The organism is Pseudomonas sp. CC11G (assembly GCF_056174845.1).
This window is the reverse complement of the sequence record NZ_JBWBZC010000010.1, coordinates 86,613-102,386: the sequence shown is the minus strand read 5'-3', so window position 1 is coordinate 102,386 and position 15,774 is coordinate 86,613. Positions and strand designations below refer to the sequence as shown.

Below are 15,774 nucleotides of genomic sequence, written 5' to 3'. Positions count from 1 at the left end.
GACTGTGAATTCTGGATCCCAGCCTGCGCTGGGATGACGGAGTAGGTTCAACCATCACCGTCGTCCCAGCGCAGGCTGGGACCCAGAATATTGAGCCGAACGCCAATCGAACCCTACCCAACCTGCAACCGCGCAAACCCCTGCAACTCCGGATAGAACGCATGAAAGTCCTCGGTGAGCGGCTCATACAGCTCACGCAATTCCCCATCGCCCCGTCCAGCATCTGCGGCCGTGACAAACGCCGGCTCATGCCCAGCAGCACCTGCTGCAACACCGCAAACTCCTCGTAACTGCCCAACCAATCCTGCGCTGCCATGCGCGGCGCGATATAGGCCAGACGCTCCGGCAACGCCGGCTCGTTATCCAGTACCCGGTATACCCGCGCCGTGAACTGCGCCAACGGCTCATCGGCATAGCGCTGCCAATGGCGGGCCAGGCAGTGGTCAAAAAACAGATCGAGCAAAATGCCTGCGGTACGCCGCCGTGCCTGGGGAAAACGCCCCTTGGCTTGCAACACCAACGGATGGCTATCGGTGTAGGCATCGATACGTCGGTGCACGGCAATCGCGTGTTCGATGGGTGCAGGAAAGCGCCCGGCCAGCGGCCCTTTGACGAAATCGCCATACAGGCTGCCAAGCAGTTGCGCGGGCTGGTCACCGCCAAGGTGAAGGTGTGCGAGGTAGTTCATGGGCCGAGTGTAGGGCCTTGCTGAGGATAAATCCCACCCTGCAGATCACTCGTGCTGATGTGCACTATCGCCACGATCAATCTGTATATCGGAAGTTGCCGATATAAAGTTCGCCGCAAGCCGATAGACACCCGGCACCCATAGCGAACTCACGGTCACCATCATGCCAATCGACCTCGACGAAATCTTCAAAGCCCTCGCCCACCCGGTGCGCCGCGACATGCTTGTGTGGTTGAAAGACCCCCAAGTCCATTTCGTGGAACAGGACCACCCGTTCGAGATTGGCGTGTGTGCCGGCAAGTTCGACCACAAAACCGGACTGTCGCAGTCCACCGTTTCCGGCCACCTGGCCAGCCTGCAACGCGCAGGGCTCGTGACCAGCCGCAAGGTCGGTCAGTGGAACTTCTTCAAACGTAACGAAGACGTGATCCAGGCCTTTATCACCCATTTGTACGACGCGCTGTAACCCAGCCGCCCTCCTCTACTTCGGAGCCCACCATGCCTCTCGCACTAATCGTTCTGGCGCTATCGGCCTTTGCCATTGGCACCACGGAATTCGTCATCATGGGCCTGCTGCCCGATGTGGCCGCCGACCTCGGCGTGTCCATCCCCGGCGCCGGCTGGCTGGTCACCGGTTACGCCCTGGGCGTGGCCATTGGCGCACCCTTTATGGCCATGGTCACGGCCAGTTGGCCACGCAAAGCGGCGCTGCTCGCCCTGATGAGCATCTTTATCGCCGGCAACCTCTTCTGTGCACTGGCTACCGACTACAACATGCTGATGCTGGCCCGGGTGATTACCGCCCTCTGCCATGGCGCCTTCTTCGGTATCGGTTCGGTAGTGGCCGCGAGCCTCGTGCCGGCCAACCGCCGCGCTTCGGCAGTTGCCCTGATGTTCACCGGTCTGACCCTGGCCAACGTACTTGGCGTGCCCTTGGGTACTGCGCTGGGCCAAGCCGCGGGCTGGCGCTCGCCGTTCTGGGCCGTGACCTTGATTGGCGTGCTGGCCCTGATCGGCCTGTGGCGCGCCCTGCCGAACCAGAAAGACCAGGAAAAAGCCGACCTGCGCAGCGAGCTGCGCGCCATGCGCGGCGTCGGTGTATGGCTGGCGCTGAGCACCACCGTGTTCTTCTCCGCCTCGATGTTTGCCCTGTTTACCTATATCGCTCCACTGCTCGGTGAAGTAACCGGCATTTCGCCCACCGGCGTGACCTGGACCCTGCTGCTGATCGGCCTCGGCCTCACCGTCGGCAACATCCTCGGCGGCAAGCTGGCCGACTGGCGCCTGGGCACCACCATGACCGGCGTATTCATCAGCCTGGCGGTGCTGTCCAGTCTGTTCAGCTTCACCAGCCACTCGCTGATTGGCGCCGAAATTACCTTGTTCCTCTGGGCCGTGGCCGCCTTCGCTGCCGTACCCGCCCTGCAGATCAACGTGATGGCCTTCGGCAAAGATGCCCCCAACCTGATTTCCACCCTGAACATCGGCGCCTTCAACCTCGGCAACGCCCTCGGCGCCTGGGTGGGTGGTGTGGTGATCAGCCGTGGCATGGGCCTGACCGACGTGCCCCTGGCCGCCGCTGCTCTGGCTGTGGTCGCGCTGATAGCCACGCAACTGACCACCAATGCCCGTAACCAATTGCAGCCGGTGCTCGACTGAGCCCGGTTGTTCGAACCAAGCCGTACCCCGCACTGACTGAATAACTAGTGACTGACTAACGTTCCCGGAGATTTACCCCCATGACGACTCTTTTCGACCCTATTACCATCGGCGATCTGCAACTGAACAACCGCATCGTGATGGCCCCGCTCACCCGCTGCCGCGCCGACGAAGGCCGCGTTCCGAACGCCCTGATGGCTGAGTACTACGCGCAGCGCTCCTCCGCTGGCCTGATCCTCAGCGAAGCCACCTCGGTCACGCCGATGGGTGTGGGTTACCCGAACACCCCCGGCATCTGGAATGACGCCCAAGTGCGCGGCTGGAGCAACATCACCAAGGCTGTGCACAGCAACGGCGGCAAGATTTTTCTGCAGCTGTGGCACGTAGGCCGCGTATCCGACCCCAGCTACCTGGACGGCGAACTGCCGGTAGCACCGAGCGCCATCGCGCCCAAAGGCCACGTCAGTCTGGTGCGTCCGCTGAAAGACTTCGTCACCCCGCGCGCCCTGGAAACAGAAGAAATCGCCGATATCGTCGAGGCCTATCGCAACGGTGCCGAAAACGCCAAAGCCGCCGGTTTTGACGGCGTGGAAATCCACGGCGCCAACGGCTACCTGCTCGACCAGTTCCTGCAAGACAGCACCAACCAGCGCACCGACCAATACGGCGGCTCGATCGAAAACCGTGCTCGCCTGATGCTGGAAGTAACCGACGCCGTGTTGTCGGTCTGGGAGCCCGGCCGCGTGGGTGTGCACCTGGCACCGCGTGCCGACAGCCATGACATGGGCGATTCCGACCGCTCGGCCACCTTCGGCTACGTGGCTCGCGAGCTGGGCAAACGCGGCATCGCGTTTATCTTCACCCGCGAAAAACTGGCCGACGACAGCATCAGCGCTGAACTGAAAGCCGCTTTCGGTGGTGCCTTTATCGCCAACGAACGCTTCACCAAAGACAGCGCCAACGCCCTGCTCGCCAGCGGCGGTGCCGACGCAATCGCCTTCGGTATTCCGTTTATCGCCAACCCGGATCTGCCAGCCCGTCTGCAACAGGACGCACCGCTGAACGAACCGCACCCGGAAACCTTCTACGGCAGCGGCCCGGTCGGCTATATCGACTACCCACGTCTGTAACGGTATCGGTTGTATAAAAACGCCCGGCGCATTTTGAGTGCGCCGGGCGTTTTTTCGTTTGAGGTTCCAATCAAAAGCATCGAGGCTGAAGCCTCTCCCACAGGGAATTGCGGTTCCTTGTAGGAGAGGCTTCAGCCTCGATGCTCTAGTTCCCCAAGGCACCCCGCGCGGATATTGCTAGAATGCCCACCCTCAATCTGTATGCCGCCGCTGGAGCCGTTTCATGACCGCCGTTTCGTCCACGCTTTCGCCCACGTTGCAACTGGCTTGCGACCTGATCCGCCGTCCTTCGGTTACCCCGGTGGACGCCGATTGCCAGGCGGTGATGATCGAACGCCTGCGCGCGCTGGGCTTTGCCATCGAGCCGATGCGTATCGAGGATGTGGATAACTTCTGGGCCACCCACGGCGGCGAAGGTCCGGTGTTGTGTTTTGCCGGCCACACCGACGTAGTGCCGACCGGCCCGTTGCAGGCCTGGCAGCACGCGCCATTCGACGCCAAGGTCGACGAAGACGGCATGCTCTGCGGCCGCGGCGCTGCCGATATGAAAGGCAGCCTGGCCTCGATGATTATCGCGGTGGAGCGCTTTGTGGCCGACCACCCGAACCATAAAGGCCGCATCGCCTTTCTGATCACCAGCGACGAAGAAGGCCCGGCGCACCACGGCACCAAGGCCGTGGTCGAGCGTTTGGCGGCGCGCCAGGAGCGTCTGGACTGGTGCATCGTCGGCGAGCCATCGAGCACTACGCTGGTGGGCGACGTGGTGAAGAATGGCCGTCGTGGCTCGCTGGGCGCCAAGCTCACCGTGCGCGGCATTCAGGGCCATGTAGCGTATCCACACCTGGCCAAGAACCCTATTCACCTGGCCGCCCCGGCCCTGAGCGAATTGGCCGCCGAGCATTGGGATGACGGCAACGCCTTCTTCCCGCCGACCAGCTTTCAGATTTCCAACGTCAACTCCGGCACCGGCGCCACCAATGTGATTCCAGGCGATTTGGAAGCCGTGTTCAACTTCCGTTTTTCTACCGAATCCACAGTAGAAGGCTTGCAGCAGCGGGTCGCCACCATTCTTGATAAACATGGCCTGGACTGGCATGTGGAGTGGGCGCTGTCCGGTCTGCCGTTCCTCACCGAGCCGGGCGCCTTGCTCGATGCCGTGGCCGCCGGCATCAAGTCGGTGACCGGTCGCGACACTAAGCCATCCACCAGCGGCGGCACTTCGGACGGGCGTTTTATCGCCACCCTCGGTACTCAAGTGGTTGAGCTGGGCCCGGTGAACGCCACCATCCACCAGATCAACGAGCGGGTACTGGCCAGCGATCTCGATACCCTTACCGAGATCTACTACCAAACCCTCGTGAACCTGCTCGCCTGATGCTCGCCTGCCCAATCTGCAGCGCCCCGCTGCACGCGGTGGACAACGGGGTGGCCTGCCCGGCCAACCACCGTTTCGACCGCGCGCGTCAGGGCTACCTGAACCTGTTGCCGGTGCAGCATAAGAACAGCCGCGATCCCGGCGACAACCAGGCGATGGTCGAAGCCCGTCGGCGGTTTCTCGAAGGCGGTCACTATGCCCCGGTAGCCAAGCGTCTGGCCGAGCTGTTGGCCGAGCGTGCGCCGGCGCAGTGGCTGGATATCGGCTGCGGCGAGGGCTACTACACCGCCCAGGTCGCCGACGCCCTGCCGACTGCCGAGGGCTACGCGCTGGATATCTCCCGCGAAGCAGTAAAGCGCGCCTGCAAACGCAAGCCAGAGCTGACCTGGCTGGTGGCGAGCATGGCGCGCATTCCGTTGACCGATGCCAGCTGCCAGGCCCTGATCAGCGTGTTCAGCCCGCTGGACTGGGATGAAGCCAAACGCGTGCTTAGCCCCGGTGGCGGTCTGCTGCGCATTGGGCCCACCAACGAACACCTGATGGAACTGCGCGAGAAACTCTACGACCAGGTGCGCGACTACAGCGACGACAAACACCTGGCCCTGGTGCCCGAGGGCATGCGCCACGCCCATAGCGAAGAACTGCGTTTTACGTTGAGCGTCGACAGCGAACAGGCCCGCGCCGACTTGCTGGCCATGACACCCCATGGTTGGCGCGCCAGCGCCGAGCGGCGTGAGGCGGTAATCGCCGCACCTTTAGAGGTGACGGTGTCCATGCGCTACGATTGGTTTCAGTTAGATAGCCACGCCTAAGCGGCTACACACGGATCACGAGAGAACCCCATGCGCCAACCTGATATCGAAATCTACGTAAAAGATGCCGACCACAACGCCATCACCGATTGGTTGAGCGCAGCCCTTGGCCCGTGCTCGGCCTGGCGTCAGCAGGGGCAAACCTACAAATGCAACGTCGCCAGCAGTGAAGGCCCGATCCCGGTGACCTGGATGCCCAAGGCGGTCGGCAAATGGAACAGCCTGTTTCTGGAAAGCGACATCACCCCGTGGGACGACGACCTGGCCTGCGCCCGCGCGGCGTTTGCTGCGCTGAACGTGGAAGTGCGCTGCGCGCCGGGTGGCTGGAGTGAAGAAGAAGCAGAAGAACAGGCCGATCGCTGGATTCGGATTTCTACCGATGGCGAAGAAGAGATCACCTGGCATACGAGTTGATCGTCGTTTCCAGGAATCGAGGCTGAAGCCTCTCCCACAATGACTTTCGGCCCCCTGTGGGAGAGGCTTTAGCCTCGAGTTTTTGCTCAACAAAAAGCCCCGCTAATGCGGGGCTTTTTGTTGAGCAACCGGGGCTTCAGCCTTTGGTTACATCCTCAGCTTGCGGGCCTTTCTGCCCATCGATAACGGCGAACTCTACGCGATCACCTTCATTCAGGGACCGGTGGCCTTCACCGCGGATAGCGCGATAGTGAACAAACACATCGGCGCCACTTTCACGCTGAATGAAGCCATAGCCTTTGGAATCATTGAACCACTTAACGGTTCCAGTCTCGCGATCAGCCATTACTACTTTCTCCAACTCGCATTTTTTTATGTCCTCTCAAGGAGGTATCGATGGATCAGCGGCAGCAAGCCCGAAGCTGGGCAGCGCCGGCCAATTTCGTAAGCACAAAGCCTGCCAACGATTTTTGACAGCCCGGCTACAACACCCGCTGTAGAGCGCGCCACGTGGCTTTCGCGGTTAAGTACGGACGTACGAACTGGCCCTGACGAGGTGGCCTTGCTGGGCGTATCGGTAACATTTCGGTGCAGGGGCGAACTGGTTGGCCCCGGCTTGCGGCAGCACAGGTAACCGACACCCCCTGCCCTTACTCCGTCATCCCCGCGTAGGCGGGGATCCAGAATCTTGTGCCGAACACCGTACCCTCCAACACTCTGGATTCCAGCCTGCGCTGGAATGACGGTGGTTTGCCGGCCATATGTCTTTTGCCGGCACGCAGTTCATACGGCAAACTAGCGTCCCCGAGCCGAGGCTCGATTTCGACAGACTCTGTATGACCCGTTCCCCGTTTCGCCGCCTTGTCTTCGGTACCCTGCGCCGCCTGCTGTATCTCTGGGTGCGTTCGGAAACCATCAACCAATCCGCCTTCACCCTCAAGCTCGACCGCAGCAAGCCCGTGCTTTACGTGCTGCAACAGCCGTCGCTGAGCGATCTGGCGGTGGTCGACAGGGAATGCACCAAGGCCGGTCTGCCACGCCCGGTGGTGCCGGTGGCCATCGGCGACCTGATTGAACCGTCGGCGTTTTTCTATCTGAACCCGGAACCGGGCTGGCTCGGCACGCCGAGCAAACCGGGCACCTCGCCGACCCTGATCCGCCTGGTGGGCGCGCTCAATCAGCACGCCGTGGATGACGCGCAGATCGTGCCGGTCAGTGTGTTCTGGGGCCAGTCGCCAGACCGCGAAACCAGCCCGTGGAAACTGCTGTTCGCCGACAGCTGGGCCGTTACCGGCCGCCTGCGTCGCCTGGTCAGCATCCTGATTCTGGGGCGCAAAACCCGCGTGCAGTTCTCCGCGCCGATTCACCTGCGCGAGCTGGTGGAGCAAGACAAAGGCCATGAACGCACCCTGCGCATGGTGCAGCGCATTCTTCGCGTGCACTTTCGCAACCAGAAGTCCGCCGTCATTGGCCCGGACGTCTCGCACCGTCGCAACTTGGTGAAAGGCCTGGTGCATGGCCCGCTGGTACGTCAGGCAATTGCCGAGGAAGTCGAGCGCGAGAAAATCTCCCCGCAGAAAGCCGAAGCCCTGGCCCTGCGCTACGGCAACGAAATCGCCTCGGACTACACCTATACCGCTATCCGCTTTCTGGAACTGGTGCTGAGCTGGTTCTGGAACAAGATCTACGACGGCATCAAGGTCAACCATATCGAGGGCGTGCAAGACGTTGCCCAGGGCCACGAGGTGATTTATGTGCCCTGCCACCGCAGCCATATCGACTACCTGCTGCTCTCCTACCTGCTGTTCCGCAATGGCCTGACGCCGCCGCATATCGCCGCCGGCATCAACCTGAATATGCCGGTCATCGGCGGCCTGCTACGCCGTGGCGGCGCGTTCTTTATGCGCCGCACCTTCAAGGGCAACCCGCTGTACACCGCGGTGTTCAACGAATACCTGCACACCCTGTTCAGCAAAGGTTTTCCGGTCGAGTACTTCGTGGAAGGTGGCCGTTCACGCACCGGGCGCATGCTGCAACCGAAAACCGGCATGCTGGCGATCACCCTGCGCAGCTTTCTGCGCTCCAACCGGCTGCCGGTGGTATTCGTGCCGGTGTATATCGGTTACGAGCGCGTGCTGGAAGGCCGCACGTACCTCGGCGAGTTGCGCGGGGCGAGCAAGAAGAAGGAATCGATCTTCGATATTTTCAAAGTCATCGGCGCGCTCAAGCAGCGCTTTGGCAGCGTGTGGGTGAACTTCGGTGAGCCGATCAAGCTGGCCGAATTCCTCGACAACGACCAGCCCGGCTGGCGCGAGCAGGACCTCGGTCCGCAATACCGCCCTAGCTGGCTGAGCGACACCACCCATCGTCTGTCCGAGCGCGTGGCGCAGCACCTCAACGAAGCGGCGGCGGTAAACCCGGTGAACCTGGTGGCGCTGGCGCTGTTGTCGACCAGCAAGCTGGCGCTCGACGACCGCGCTCTGACTCGCGTGCTCGACTTGTACTTGACCCTGCTGCGTAAAGTGCCCTACTCGCCGCACACCACCCTGCCCGAAGGCGACGGCCAGGCGCTCATCGAATACGTGCAAGGCATGAAGCTGCTCGCCGAGCAGAAGGATGCGCTGGGCAAGATCCTCTATCTGGATGAGCAGAACGCCATCCTGATGACCTACTACCGCAACAACGTGCTGCATATCTTCGCCCTGCCGGCGTTGCTGGCGAGCTTCTTCCAGAGCAGCGCGCGGATGAGCCGCGAGCAGATTCTGCGTTACACCCGCGCGCTGTATCCGTACCTGCAGTCGGAGCTGTTTATCCGCTGGAGCCTGGAAGAGCTGGACGCGGTTGTGGACCAGTGGCTGGCGGCGTTTGTGGAACAAGGCCTGCTGAAGTTTGAGACCGACGTGTACGTACGCCCGGCGCCGAGCTCGCGCAACTTTGTACTGCTCACCCTGCTGTCGCGGGCCATTGCCCAGACCCTGCAGCGTTTCTATATGGCCACCGCGTTGTTGCTGAACGCCGGCCAGAACGCGATCAGCGCTGAAGAGCTGGAAGACCTGTGTACGGTGATGGCTCAGCGTCTGTCGATTCTCCACGGCCTCAACGCCCCGGAGTTTTTCGACAAGAGCCTGTTCCGCCACTTTATCCAGACCCTGCTGGACCAGGGCGTGCTGCGCCAGGATGCGGCCGGCAAACTCAGCCACCACCCGCTGCTCAACGAACTGGCCGAAGGCGCCGCCAAGCGTGTGCTACCGGCGGAGATTCGTATGTCCATTCGCCAGGTGGCGATGGATCGCAGCGAGGATGTGGCAGACGGGCTGTAACCGCCGTACCGCGTGATAAAAAAAAGGGAGCACTGAGTGCTCCCTTTTTTTAAGCCAATGCATCCGAGATCGTCGGCAATTAACGCGGCAACCGCTGCCCTTTACGCAGATCGATCAAGTCCTGCTCGGTGCAGGTCAATGGCTTGGTGCCGGTCAGGTCGTAGCAGGTCTGGCCGAATTTCATCGGCCAGTAAATCAGCGAAAACGGTGGCCAGAAAATCGAGCTCACGCGAAAGCTCGGGCGCAGCCGACCTTCTTGCAGTGTCGTGCCGTTGTCGTCGCGCAGGGTGTAGGTAATGCCGCCGGTTGCGCCCCAGGCGAAGGGACGGGTTGTCACCAGGCCTTCGCTGTACAGGGTGCCGCGCTTGTAGATGTCGACTTTGCTGTGCTCAGGCAGCTTGAAGTAGGCGGAGGTCGAGCAACCGCTCACCAGAGCGACCAGCGCCAATGCGCCAGCAATACGGGAAAATTTCATTGCGAGGGAATGTCCTTATAGGCACTACGCGGGAAGTGGGGTCGTCTGACCGCCGCGAATAGTGCCTAGGTGACATCAGTATTGCCAGCCCGACCGTCAGCCTTACGCCTTGAACACCTGCGCCAGGTGCTGCTCGTAGCGAGCGATATCGCCTTCGATATTCGGACGTTTCATCACGTCCACGCTCAGGAAGGTCGGCAAGCTAGTCATGCCGAGGAACTGATTGGCCTTGTGGAACGGGAAGTACACGGCGTCTACGCCTTGGCCTTCGAAGAAATCGGTCGGGTCGTCGAACGCCTGTTGCGGAGCGTTCCAGGTCGCGGAAATCATGTACTGCTTACCGTGCAGCAAACCGCCGCTGCCGTATTTCTGCGAGGCATCGGAGCGGGTGCGGCCGTCGTTGGCGTACAGGCTGCCGTGGCCTTCGGTGAACACTTCGTCGATGTACTTTTTCACGGTCCAGGGCGCGCCCATCCACCAGCCTGGCATCTGCCAGACGATGACGTCGGCCCAGAGGAATTTCTGCACTTCTTCGACCACGTCGTAGCCGCCGTCGATAAAGGTTTCGCGCACATCAAAACCGGAGCGGTCGAGGTAGCTGAGGGCGGCGTCGTGCAGGGTCTGGTTGTAGCGGCCGTCGGAGTGGGCGAACTGTTTGCCGCCATTGAGCAGAAGAATCTTTTCACGGGGTTTACCTCGGTGAGTCAACGAATGGCCGGCAGGTTAAAGGCCTCACGCGAGAAGAAACACCCCGGCGTGCGCAAATCATATTTGCGCCAAAAGCATGAATAGCCAATCGACTCCCCCGGTAAACTGCAGCAATCCACTTACTCTCGGAGCACCTTGATGAGCGACAAGCCCTACGGTTTTATCCTTCACGCCCACACCAAACCGGAGAAATCCGAGGAGTTCCAGGCGCTGTTCAGCGCCTATGTCGAGCCCAGCCGCGCCGAGCCTGGCTGCATCGAGTACCACATGCTGCGCGACCAGCAAGACCCCACGCTGTTTATCTTCTACGAGATCTGGGCCAGCAAGGCGCACCTCGATGTGCACTCCGCCCTGCCCCATATGCAGCGTTTTGCCGAGCAGCGGATGGAATTCCTCACCCGCGATTTCGATATCCGCCTTATCGACATGCTCAGCCCTTCCTCGGCCAACCGCTGAGCCGGAAGGCGCAAAAACACATGAAACCCTCGCCAAAGGTCGCGTCTAAACCTGTAACACGGTCGCAAGACCCACCCGCGCGAGGATCTGAGAATGAGCACGCACCTGATCAAACTCTTCACCCAGCCGGACCGCAGCTGGACGGAAATCCGCAAGGAAGAAGAGGAAAAACCCCGCAATTACCTGCCCCATCTGATTTTTCTCGGGCTGATTCCGCCGTTCGCCCTGTTTATTGGCACCACCCGTGTGGGCTGGAGCCTGGCCGAGAACGAGGTGGTGCGCCTGAGCGCTGACAGCGCCCTGATGTTGGCTGGCATGGTGTACGGCGCCATTCTGCTGGGCACGGCCCTGATGGGCGTGTTTATCCGCTGGATGTCGCGCACCTTCGACGCCCGCCCGACGCTCAATCAGTGCATCGGCTTTGCCGCCTACACCGCGACTCCGCTGTATATCGCCGGGCTCGCTGCGCTGTACCCGAGCCGTTGGTTGGCTGTAGCCGTACTGTTGGCCGCCTGTGCGTATTCGACCTTTCTGCTGTTCGTGGGCCTGCCGACCTTTATGCGCCGCAAACAGGAGCAGGGCTTTCTGTTCGCTTCCTGCGTGTGGGCGGTGGGCCTGCTGCTGATGGTGACCATTTTGGTGTCGGCGATTCTGTTCTGGTACACCGGCCTTTCGCCGGAATACCTGCGCGGCCCGCTCGGCCAGTAGCCGCTGCTGTTCACTGCACCGCTGCGGGTTTGCCTCGGCGGTGCAGTCCGTTAAGCTCGGGCCATTGTCCCCAACAGGAATGCGCCCATGCTTCGCTCCACTGCCTCCCTTGCCACGCTGCTTGCCGGCCTGACGCTGTCTGCCCAGGTTTTTGCCCTCTCCATCAGCGACCTCTCGCAAACCGACGCCAGCGCCGGCCTGAAAGACGCCCTGACCCAAGGCGCGCAAATTGCCGTGAAGCAGCTGGGCACGCCCGGCGGTTTCAGCAATAACGAAGACGTGCGCATCGAGTTGCCCGGCAAGCTCGGCAAAGCCGCCAAAACCATGAAAATGATGGGCATGGGCGCGCAAGTTGATCAGTTGGAAAGCAGCATGAACAAAGCCGCCGAAGCCGCCGTGCCGCAAGCCCAGGCGCTGCTGGTGGATGCCGTGAAGAAAATGACCGTCACCGACGCCAAAGGCATTCTCGCCGGCAAGGATGACGCGGCCACCCAGTACCTGGACAAAACCAGCCGCGAGCAGATCCGCGCCAAGTTCCTGCCCATCGTCAAACAAGCCACCGACAAAGTGGGCCTCGCCCAGCAATACAACGCCTTCGCCGGCCAGGCCGCGAGCCTTGGCGTGGTGGACGCGAAAAGCGCCAACGTCGAAAACTACGTGACCGAGCAGGCGCTCAATGGGTTGTTTGAAATGATTGCCAAGCAGGAAGAAAGCATCCGCAAGAACCCGGCCGCGGCAGCCACCAGTTTGGCCAAGAAGGTGTTTGGGGCGTTGTAAGCGAGTCTCTGCCCCCAATAAAAACGCCAGCATTCAGCTGGCGTTTTTTATTCAAGAGCATCGAGGCTAAAGCCTCTCCCACAGTAATTGAGGCCCCTTGTTGGAGAGGCTTCAGCCTCGATGCTTTTCAGCCCGTAGGAGCGAGCTTGCTCGCGAAGCTTTTCGGTCTAATCCGCGACCTTCTCTTCTTTCTTCACTTTGAACCACGCCGCATACAACGCCGGCAAGAACAATAAGGTCAGCGCAGTCGCCACGATCAATCCACCCATGATCGCCACCGCCATCGGCCCGAAGAAGGTACTGCGCGACAACGGAATCATCGCCAGCACCGCCGCCAACGCGGTCAGCACAATCGGCCGGAAGCGACGCACCGTGGCATCGACAATCGCATGCCAGCGGTCATGCCCAGCGTCGATGTCCTGCTCGATCTGGTCCAGCAGAATCACCGAGTTGCGCATGATCATGCCGGACAGCGCAATGGTGCCAAGCATGGCCACAAAGCCGAACGGCTGGTTGAACACCAGCAGGAACAGCGTCACGCCGATGAGGCCCAACGGCGCAGTGAGAAACACCATCGCCGAGCGCGAGAAGCTTTTCAACTGCAGCATCAACAGGCCCAGCACCACCACGATAAACAGCGGAATACCGGCGTTCACCGAGTTCTGGCCTTTGGCCGAGTCTTCCACCGTGCCGCCTACACCCAGCAGGTAGCCATCGGGCAATTTGGCGCGCACGGCGTCCAGGGTCGGCAGGATCTGTTTGACGATGCTGGCCGGCTGTTCCTTGCCATAGATATCGGCGCGCACGGTGACCGTCGGCAGACGATCGCGGTGCCAGATAATGCCTTCCTCGAAGCCGTACTTGAGCGTGGCGATCTGCGACAACGCCACGCTTTTGCCGTTGTCGGTGGGCACCGACAGGCTTGGCAGCAAGGCCAGCTGTTGACGCTCGCGCACGGTGCCGCGCAGCAGAATCTCGATCAACTCGTTGTCTTCGCGGTACTGGCTGACGCTGTTACCTGACAGTGCGCTTTGCAGGAAGGTCGACAGGCTGGCACTGGTGACACCCAGGGCACGAGCGCGCTCCTGGTCGATGCTCAGGTACACCACCTTGCTCGGCTCTTCCCAGTCCAGGTGCACGTTGGTGACATGGGGGTTTTCGCGCACGCGGTCGGCCACTTCACGGGCCAGGGTGCGCACTTCATCGATATGTTCACCCGACACCCGGAACTGCACCGGGTAACCCACAGGCGGGCCGTTTTCCAGACGGGTGATGCGCGTACGCAGCGTCGGGAATTCGCTGGCCAGGGTTTCGATCAGCCACTTGCGCACGGCTTCGCGGTCTTCGATGGTCTTATTCAGCACCACAAACTGGGCGAAGCTGGAGGCCGGCAGCTGCTGGTCCAGCGGCAGGTAGAAACGCGGCGAGCCGGTGCCGACATAGGCGACGTAGTTGTCGATGCCAGGGTGGTCTTTGAGCAGCGCTTCGAGGTGGCGAACCTGTTCTTCGGTGGCCTTGAGCGACGCGCCTTCGCTTAGCTTCAGATCGACCATCAGCTCCAGCCGCCCGGAAGACGGGAAGAACTGCTGCGGCACGAACTTGAACATAAAGATGGAGCCGGCAAACAAGGCGATGGTCAGCACGATCACCGTCTTGCGATGGCCCACGCACCACTCGATGGCGCCGCGCACCCGCAGGTAGAACGGCGTGGCATACGGGTCATGGCCCTTCTCGCTGCCGCCATGCTTGGCGGCGTGCAGCTTGGCCAGGTCCGGCAGCAGTTTCTCGCCGATATAAGGCACGAACAGCACGGCGGCGATCCACGACACCAGCAGGGCAATCGCCACCACCTGGAAGATCGAGCGAGTGTATTCGCCGGTGCCCGACTGGGCGGTGGCAATTGGCAGAAAGCCGGCGGCGGTGATCAGCGTGCCGGTGAGCATCGGGAACGCGGTACTGGTCCAGGCGAAGCTCGCGGCTTTGAACCGTGAGAAGCCCTGCTCCATCTTGATCGCCATCATCTCAATGGCAATGATCGCGTCGTCCACCAAAAGCCCCAGCGCCAGCACCAGCGCACCGAGGGAGATTTTGTGCAGGCCGATGCCGAAGTAGTACATGGCGGTAAACGTCATCGCCAGCACCAGCGGAATCACCAGCGCCACCACCAGACCAATGCGCAGGCCGAGGGAGAAAAAGCACACGAGCATCACGATGGCCAGGGCTTCCACCAGCACCTGCACGAACTCGCCGACGCCGGTTTTTACCGCGGCCGGCTGGTCGCTCACCTTGCTCAGCTGCATACCGGCCGGCAGGGACTGCTGCATACGGGCGAATTCTTTTTCCAGCGCTGTGCCCAGCACCAGAATGTCGCCGCCCGGCTTCATCGATACCGTCAGGCCAATCGCGTCCTGCCCCATAAAGCGCATGCGCGGCGCGGGTGGGTCGCTGAAGCCACGGTGCACTTCGGCCACATCAGAAATACGGAAGGTGCGGTCGCCGATCCGAATCGGGAACGCCTTGATCTCATCTACCGACTCGAAGCGCCCGGTCACCCGCAACTGAATGCGGTCCGTGGGCGTTTCGAAGAAGCCTGAGGAGGCCACGGTGTTCTGGTCTTCGAGGGCTTTTTGCACGGCGGCCATCGGCAGGCCGAGCGTGGCGGCTTTGACGTTGGAAAGCTCGATCCAGATTTTTTCGTCCTGCAGGCCCATCAGGTCGACCTTGCCCACATCCTTTACGCGCTGCAGTTGCAGCTGAATGCGGTCGGCGTAGTCCTTCAGGGTGGCGTAGTCGAAGCCATCGCCGGTCAGGGCGTAGATATTGCCGTAGGTGGTGCCGAATTCATCGTTGAAGAACGGCCCCTGAATGCCCTGCGGCAGGGTGTAACGGATATCGCTGACCTTCTTGCGGATCTGATACCAAAGCTCGGGGATATCGCGGGAGTTCATCGAATCGCGGGCGAGGAAGGTCACCTGGGATTCGCCGGGGCGCGAGAAGGAAATAATCTTCTCGAATTCACCGGTCTCCATCAGCTTTTTCTCGATGCGCTCGGTGACCTGGCGCGACACTTCCTCAGCGCTGGCGCCCGGCCAGTTGGTGCGCACTACCATGGCTTTGAAGGTGAAGGGCGGGTCTTCGCTCTGCCCCAGCTTGGTGTAGGAAATAGCGCCGACAATCGCCAGCAGCAACATCAGGAACAGCACGATCTGCCGATTGCGCAGCGCCCATTCGGATAGGTTGAAGCTCATCCGT

The 15,774-nt window shown here is 61.3% G+C and carries 14 protein-coding genes and 1 pseudogene; 10 read left to right on the top strand and 5 right to left on the bottom strand.

The genetic code is table 11. From position 1 onward, the window contains the following. Nucleotides 1–113 precede the first annotated feature (113 nt). Nucleotides 114–688: pseudogene (locus AC0V2S_RS14005) on the bottom strand (acyl carrier protein phosphodiesterase). A 163-nt stretch (nucleotides 689–851) separates the two neighbouring features. Here AC0V2S_RS14005 and AC0V2S_RS14000 point away from each other — a divergent pair. The 6 genes from AC0V2S_RS14000 (at nucleotide 852) to AC0V2S_RS13975 (ending at nucleotide 6,078) form a co-directional block, all read left to right on the top strand. Continuing rightward, a complete protein-coding gene (locus tag AC0V2S_RS14000) occupies nucleotides 852–1,154 on the top strand; it encodes an ArsR/SmtB family transcription factor (protein ID WP_475510274.1) in 303 nt (100 codons plus the stop codon). A gap of 32 nt (nucleotides 1,155–1,186) precedes the next feature. Then, nucleotides 1,187–2,347, top strand: coding sequence for an MFS transporter (locus tag AC0V2S_RS13995; RefSeq protein WP_475510273.1), 1,161 nt, complete (start codon nucleotides 1,187–1,189; stop codon nucleotides 2,345–2,347). 80 nt (nucleotides 2,348–2,427) lie between these two features. Beyond that, nucleotides 2,428–3,477, top strand: coding sequence for an alkene reductase (locus AC0V2S_RS13990; RefSeq protein ID WP_475510272.1), 1,050 nt, complete (start codon nucleotides 2,428–2,430; stop codon nucleotides 3,475–3,477). 223 nt (nucleotides 3,478–3,700) lie between these two features. Then, complete coding sequence (gene dapE / locus AC0V2S_RS13985) at nucleotides 3,701–4,852, top strand: succinyl-diaminopimelate desuccinylase (RefSeq protein ID WP_475510271.1); 1,152 nt, start codon at nucleotides 3,701–3,703, stop codon at nucleotides 4,850–4,852. Then, a complete protein-coding gene (locus AC0V2S_RS13980; RefSeq protein ID WP_475510270.1) occupies nucleotides 4,852–5,664 on the top strand; it encodes a putative RNA methyltransferase in 813 nt (270 codons plus the stop codon). The genes dapE and AC0V2S_RS13980 overlap by 1 nt, the downstream gene beginning before the upstream one ends. Before the next feature lie 30 nt (nucleotides 5,665–5,694). Beyond that, the gene (locus AC0V2S_RS13975; protein WP_475510269.1) at nucleotides 5,695–6,078 is read left to right on the top strand and encodes a hypothetical protein; all 384 of its coding nucleotides are present in this window, start codon (nucleotides 5,695–5,697) and stop codon (nucleotides 6,076–6,078) included. Nucleotides 6,079–6,214: 136 nt separating this feature from the next. Here AC0V2S_RS13975 and AC0V2S_RS13970 read toward each other — a convergent pair whose 3' ends face one another. Continuing rightward, entirely contained in the window at nucleotides 6,215–6,424 is a 210-nt protein-coding gene (locus AC0V2S_RS13970) for a cold shock domain-containing protein (protein ID WP_475510268.1), read from the bottom strand. A 490-nt stretch (nucleotides 6,425–6,914) separates the two neighbouring features. On the opposite strand from AC0V2S_RS13970, the gene plsB reads away from it, so the two are divergent. Then, nucleotides 6,915–9,398, top strand: a complete 2,484-nt coding sequence (gene plsB, locus AC0V2S_RS13965) for a glycerol-3-phosphate 1-O-acyltransferase PlsB (protein WP_475510267.1) — start codon at nucleotides 6,915–6,917, stop codon at nucleotides 9,396–9,398. 79 nt (nucleotides 9,399–9,477) lie between these two features. On the opposite strand, the gene AC0V2S_RS13960 is transcribed toward plsB, so the two are convergent. Both AC0V2S_RS13960 and mdaB read right to left on the bottom strand, forming a co-directional pair. Then, on the bottom strand, nucleotides 9,478–9,873 hold the full coding sequence (locus AC0V2S_RS13960) for a hypothetical protein (protein ID WP_475510266.1): 396 nt from the start codon (nucleotides 9,871–9,873) through the stop codon (nucleotides 9,478–9,480). A gap of 102 nt (nucleotides 9,874–9,975) precedes the next feature. Beyond that, entirely contained in the window at nucleotides 9,976–10,581 is a 606-nt protein-coding gene (gene mdaB, locus AC0V2S_RS13955) for an NADPH:quinone oxidoreductase MdaB (RefSeq protein ID WP_475510265.1), read from the bottom strand. 138 nt (nucleotides 10,582–10,719) lie between these two features. On the opposite strand from mdaB, the gene AC0V2S_RS13950 reads away from it, so the two are divergent. The 3 genes from AC0V2S_RS13950 (at nucleotide 10,720) to AC0V2S_RS13940 (ending at nucleotide 12,522) form a co-directional block, all read left to right on the top strand. Further along, the gene (locus tag AC0V2S_RS13950) at nucleotides 10,720–11,037 is read left to right on the top strand and encodes a putative quinol monooxygenase (RefSeq protein WP_475510264.1); all 318 of its coding nucleotides are present in this window, start codon (nucleotides 10,720–10,722) and stop codon (nucleotides 11,035–11,037) included. A gap of 93 nt (nucleotides 11,038–11,130) precedes the next feature. Then, nucleotides 11,131–11,745, top strand: a complete 615-nt coding sequence (locus AC0V2S_RS13945) for a Yip1 family protein (RefSeq protein ID WP_475510263.1) — start codon at nucleotides 11,131–11,133, stop codon at nucleotides 11,743–11,745. Nucleotides 11,746–11,832: 87 nt separating this feature from the next. After that, nucleotides 11,833–12,522 (top strand): DUF4197 domain-containing protein, encoded by a 690-nt coding sequence (locus tag AC0V2S_RS13940; protein ID WP_475510262.1) that lies wholly within the window; start codon nucleotides 11,833–11,835, stop codon nucleotides 12,520–12,522. Nucleotides 12,523–12,689: 167 nt separating this feature from the next. Here AC0V2S_RS13940 and AC0V2S_RS13935 read toward each other — a convergent pair whose 3' ends face one another. After that, nucleotides 12,690–15,770 carry an efflux RND transporter permease subunit gene (locus AC0V2S_RS13935; protein WP_475510261.1) on the bottom strand — a complete coding sequence of 1,027 codons (3,081 nt, stop codon included), beginning with the start codon at nucleotides 15,768–15,770 and terminating at the stop codon, nucleotides 12,690–12,692. Nucleotides 15,771–15,774 lie beyond the last annotated feature (4 nt).

Excerpts from the sequence above, each read along its gene's own strand:
- AC0V2S_RS13945 (WP_475510263.1), top strand. The coding sequence starts at position 11,131 with ATGAGCACGCACCTGATCAAACTCTTCACCCAGCCGGACCGCAGCTGG.
- AC0V2S_RS13975 (WP_475510269.1), top strand. The coding sequence starts at position 5,695 with ATGCGCCAACCTGATATCGAAATCTACGTAAAAGATGCCGACCACAAC.
- AC0V2S_RS13970 (WP_475510268.1), bottom strand. The coding sequence starts at position 6,424 with ATGGCTGATCGCGAGACTGGAACCGTTAAGTGGTTCAATGATTCCAAA.
- AC0V2S_RS13960 (WP_475510266.1), bottom strand. The coding sequence starts at position 9,873 with ATGAAATTTTCCCGTATTGCTGGCGCATTGGCGCTGGTCGCTCTGGTG.
- AC0V2S_RS13935 (WP_475510261.1), bottom strand. The coding sequence starts at position 15,770 with ATGAGCTTCAACCTATCCGAATGGGCGCTGCGCAATCGGCAGATCGTG.
- AC0V2S_RS14000 (WP_475510274.1), top strand. The coding sequence starts at position 852 with ATGCCAATCGACCTCGACGAAATCTTCAAAGCCCTCGCCCACCCGGTG.
- AC0V2S_RS13995 (WP_475510273.1), top strand. The coding sequence starts at position 1,187 with ATGCCTCTCGCACTAATCGTTCTGGCGCTATCGGCCTTTGCCATTGGC.
- plsB (WP_475510267.1), top strand. The coding sequence starts at position 6,915 with ATGACCCGTTCCCCGTTTCGCCGCCTTGTCTTCGGTACCCTGCGCCGC.
- AC0V2S_RS13940 (WP_475510262.1), top strand. The coding sequence starts at position 11,833 with ATGCTTCGCTCCACTGCCTCCCTTGCCACGCTGCTTGCCGGCCTGACG.
- dapE (WP_475510271.1), top strand. The coding sequence starts at position 3,701 with ATGACCGCCGTTTCGTCCACGCTTTCGCCCACGTTGCAACTGGCTTGC.
- AC0V2S_RS13980 (WP_475510270.1), top strand. The coding sequence starts at position 4,852 with ATGCTCGCCTGCCCAATCTGCAGCGCCCCGCTGCACGCGGTGGACAAC.
- AC0V2S_RS13990 (WP_475510272.1), top strand. The coding sequence starts at position 2,428 with ATGACGACTCTTTTCGACCCTATTACCATCGGCGATCTGCAACTGAAC.
- AC0V2S_RS13950 (WP_475510264.1), top strand. The coding sequence starts at position 10,720 with ATGAGCGACAAGCCCTACGGTTTTATCCTTCACGCCCACACCAAACCG.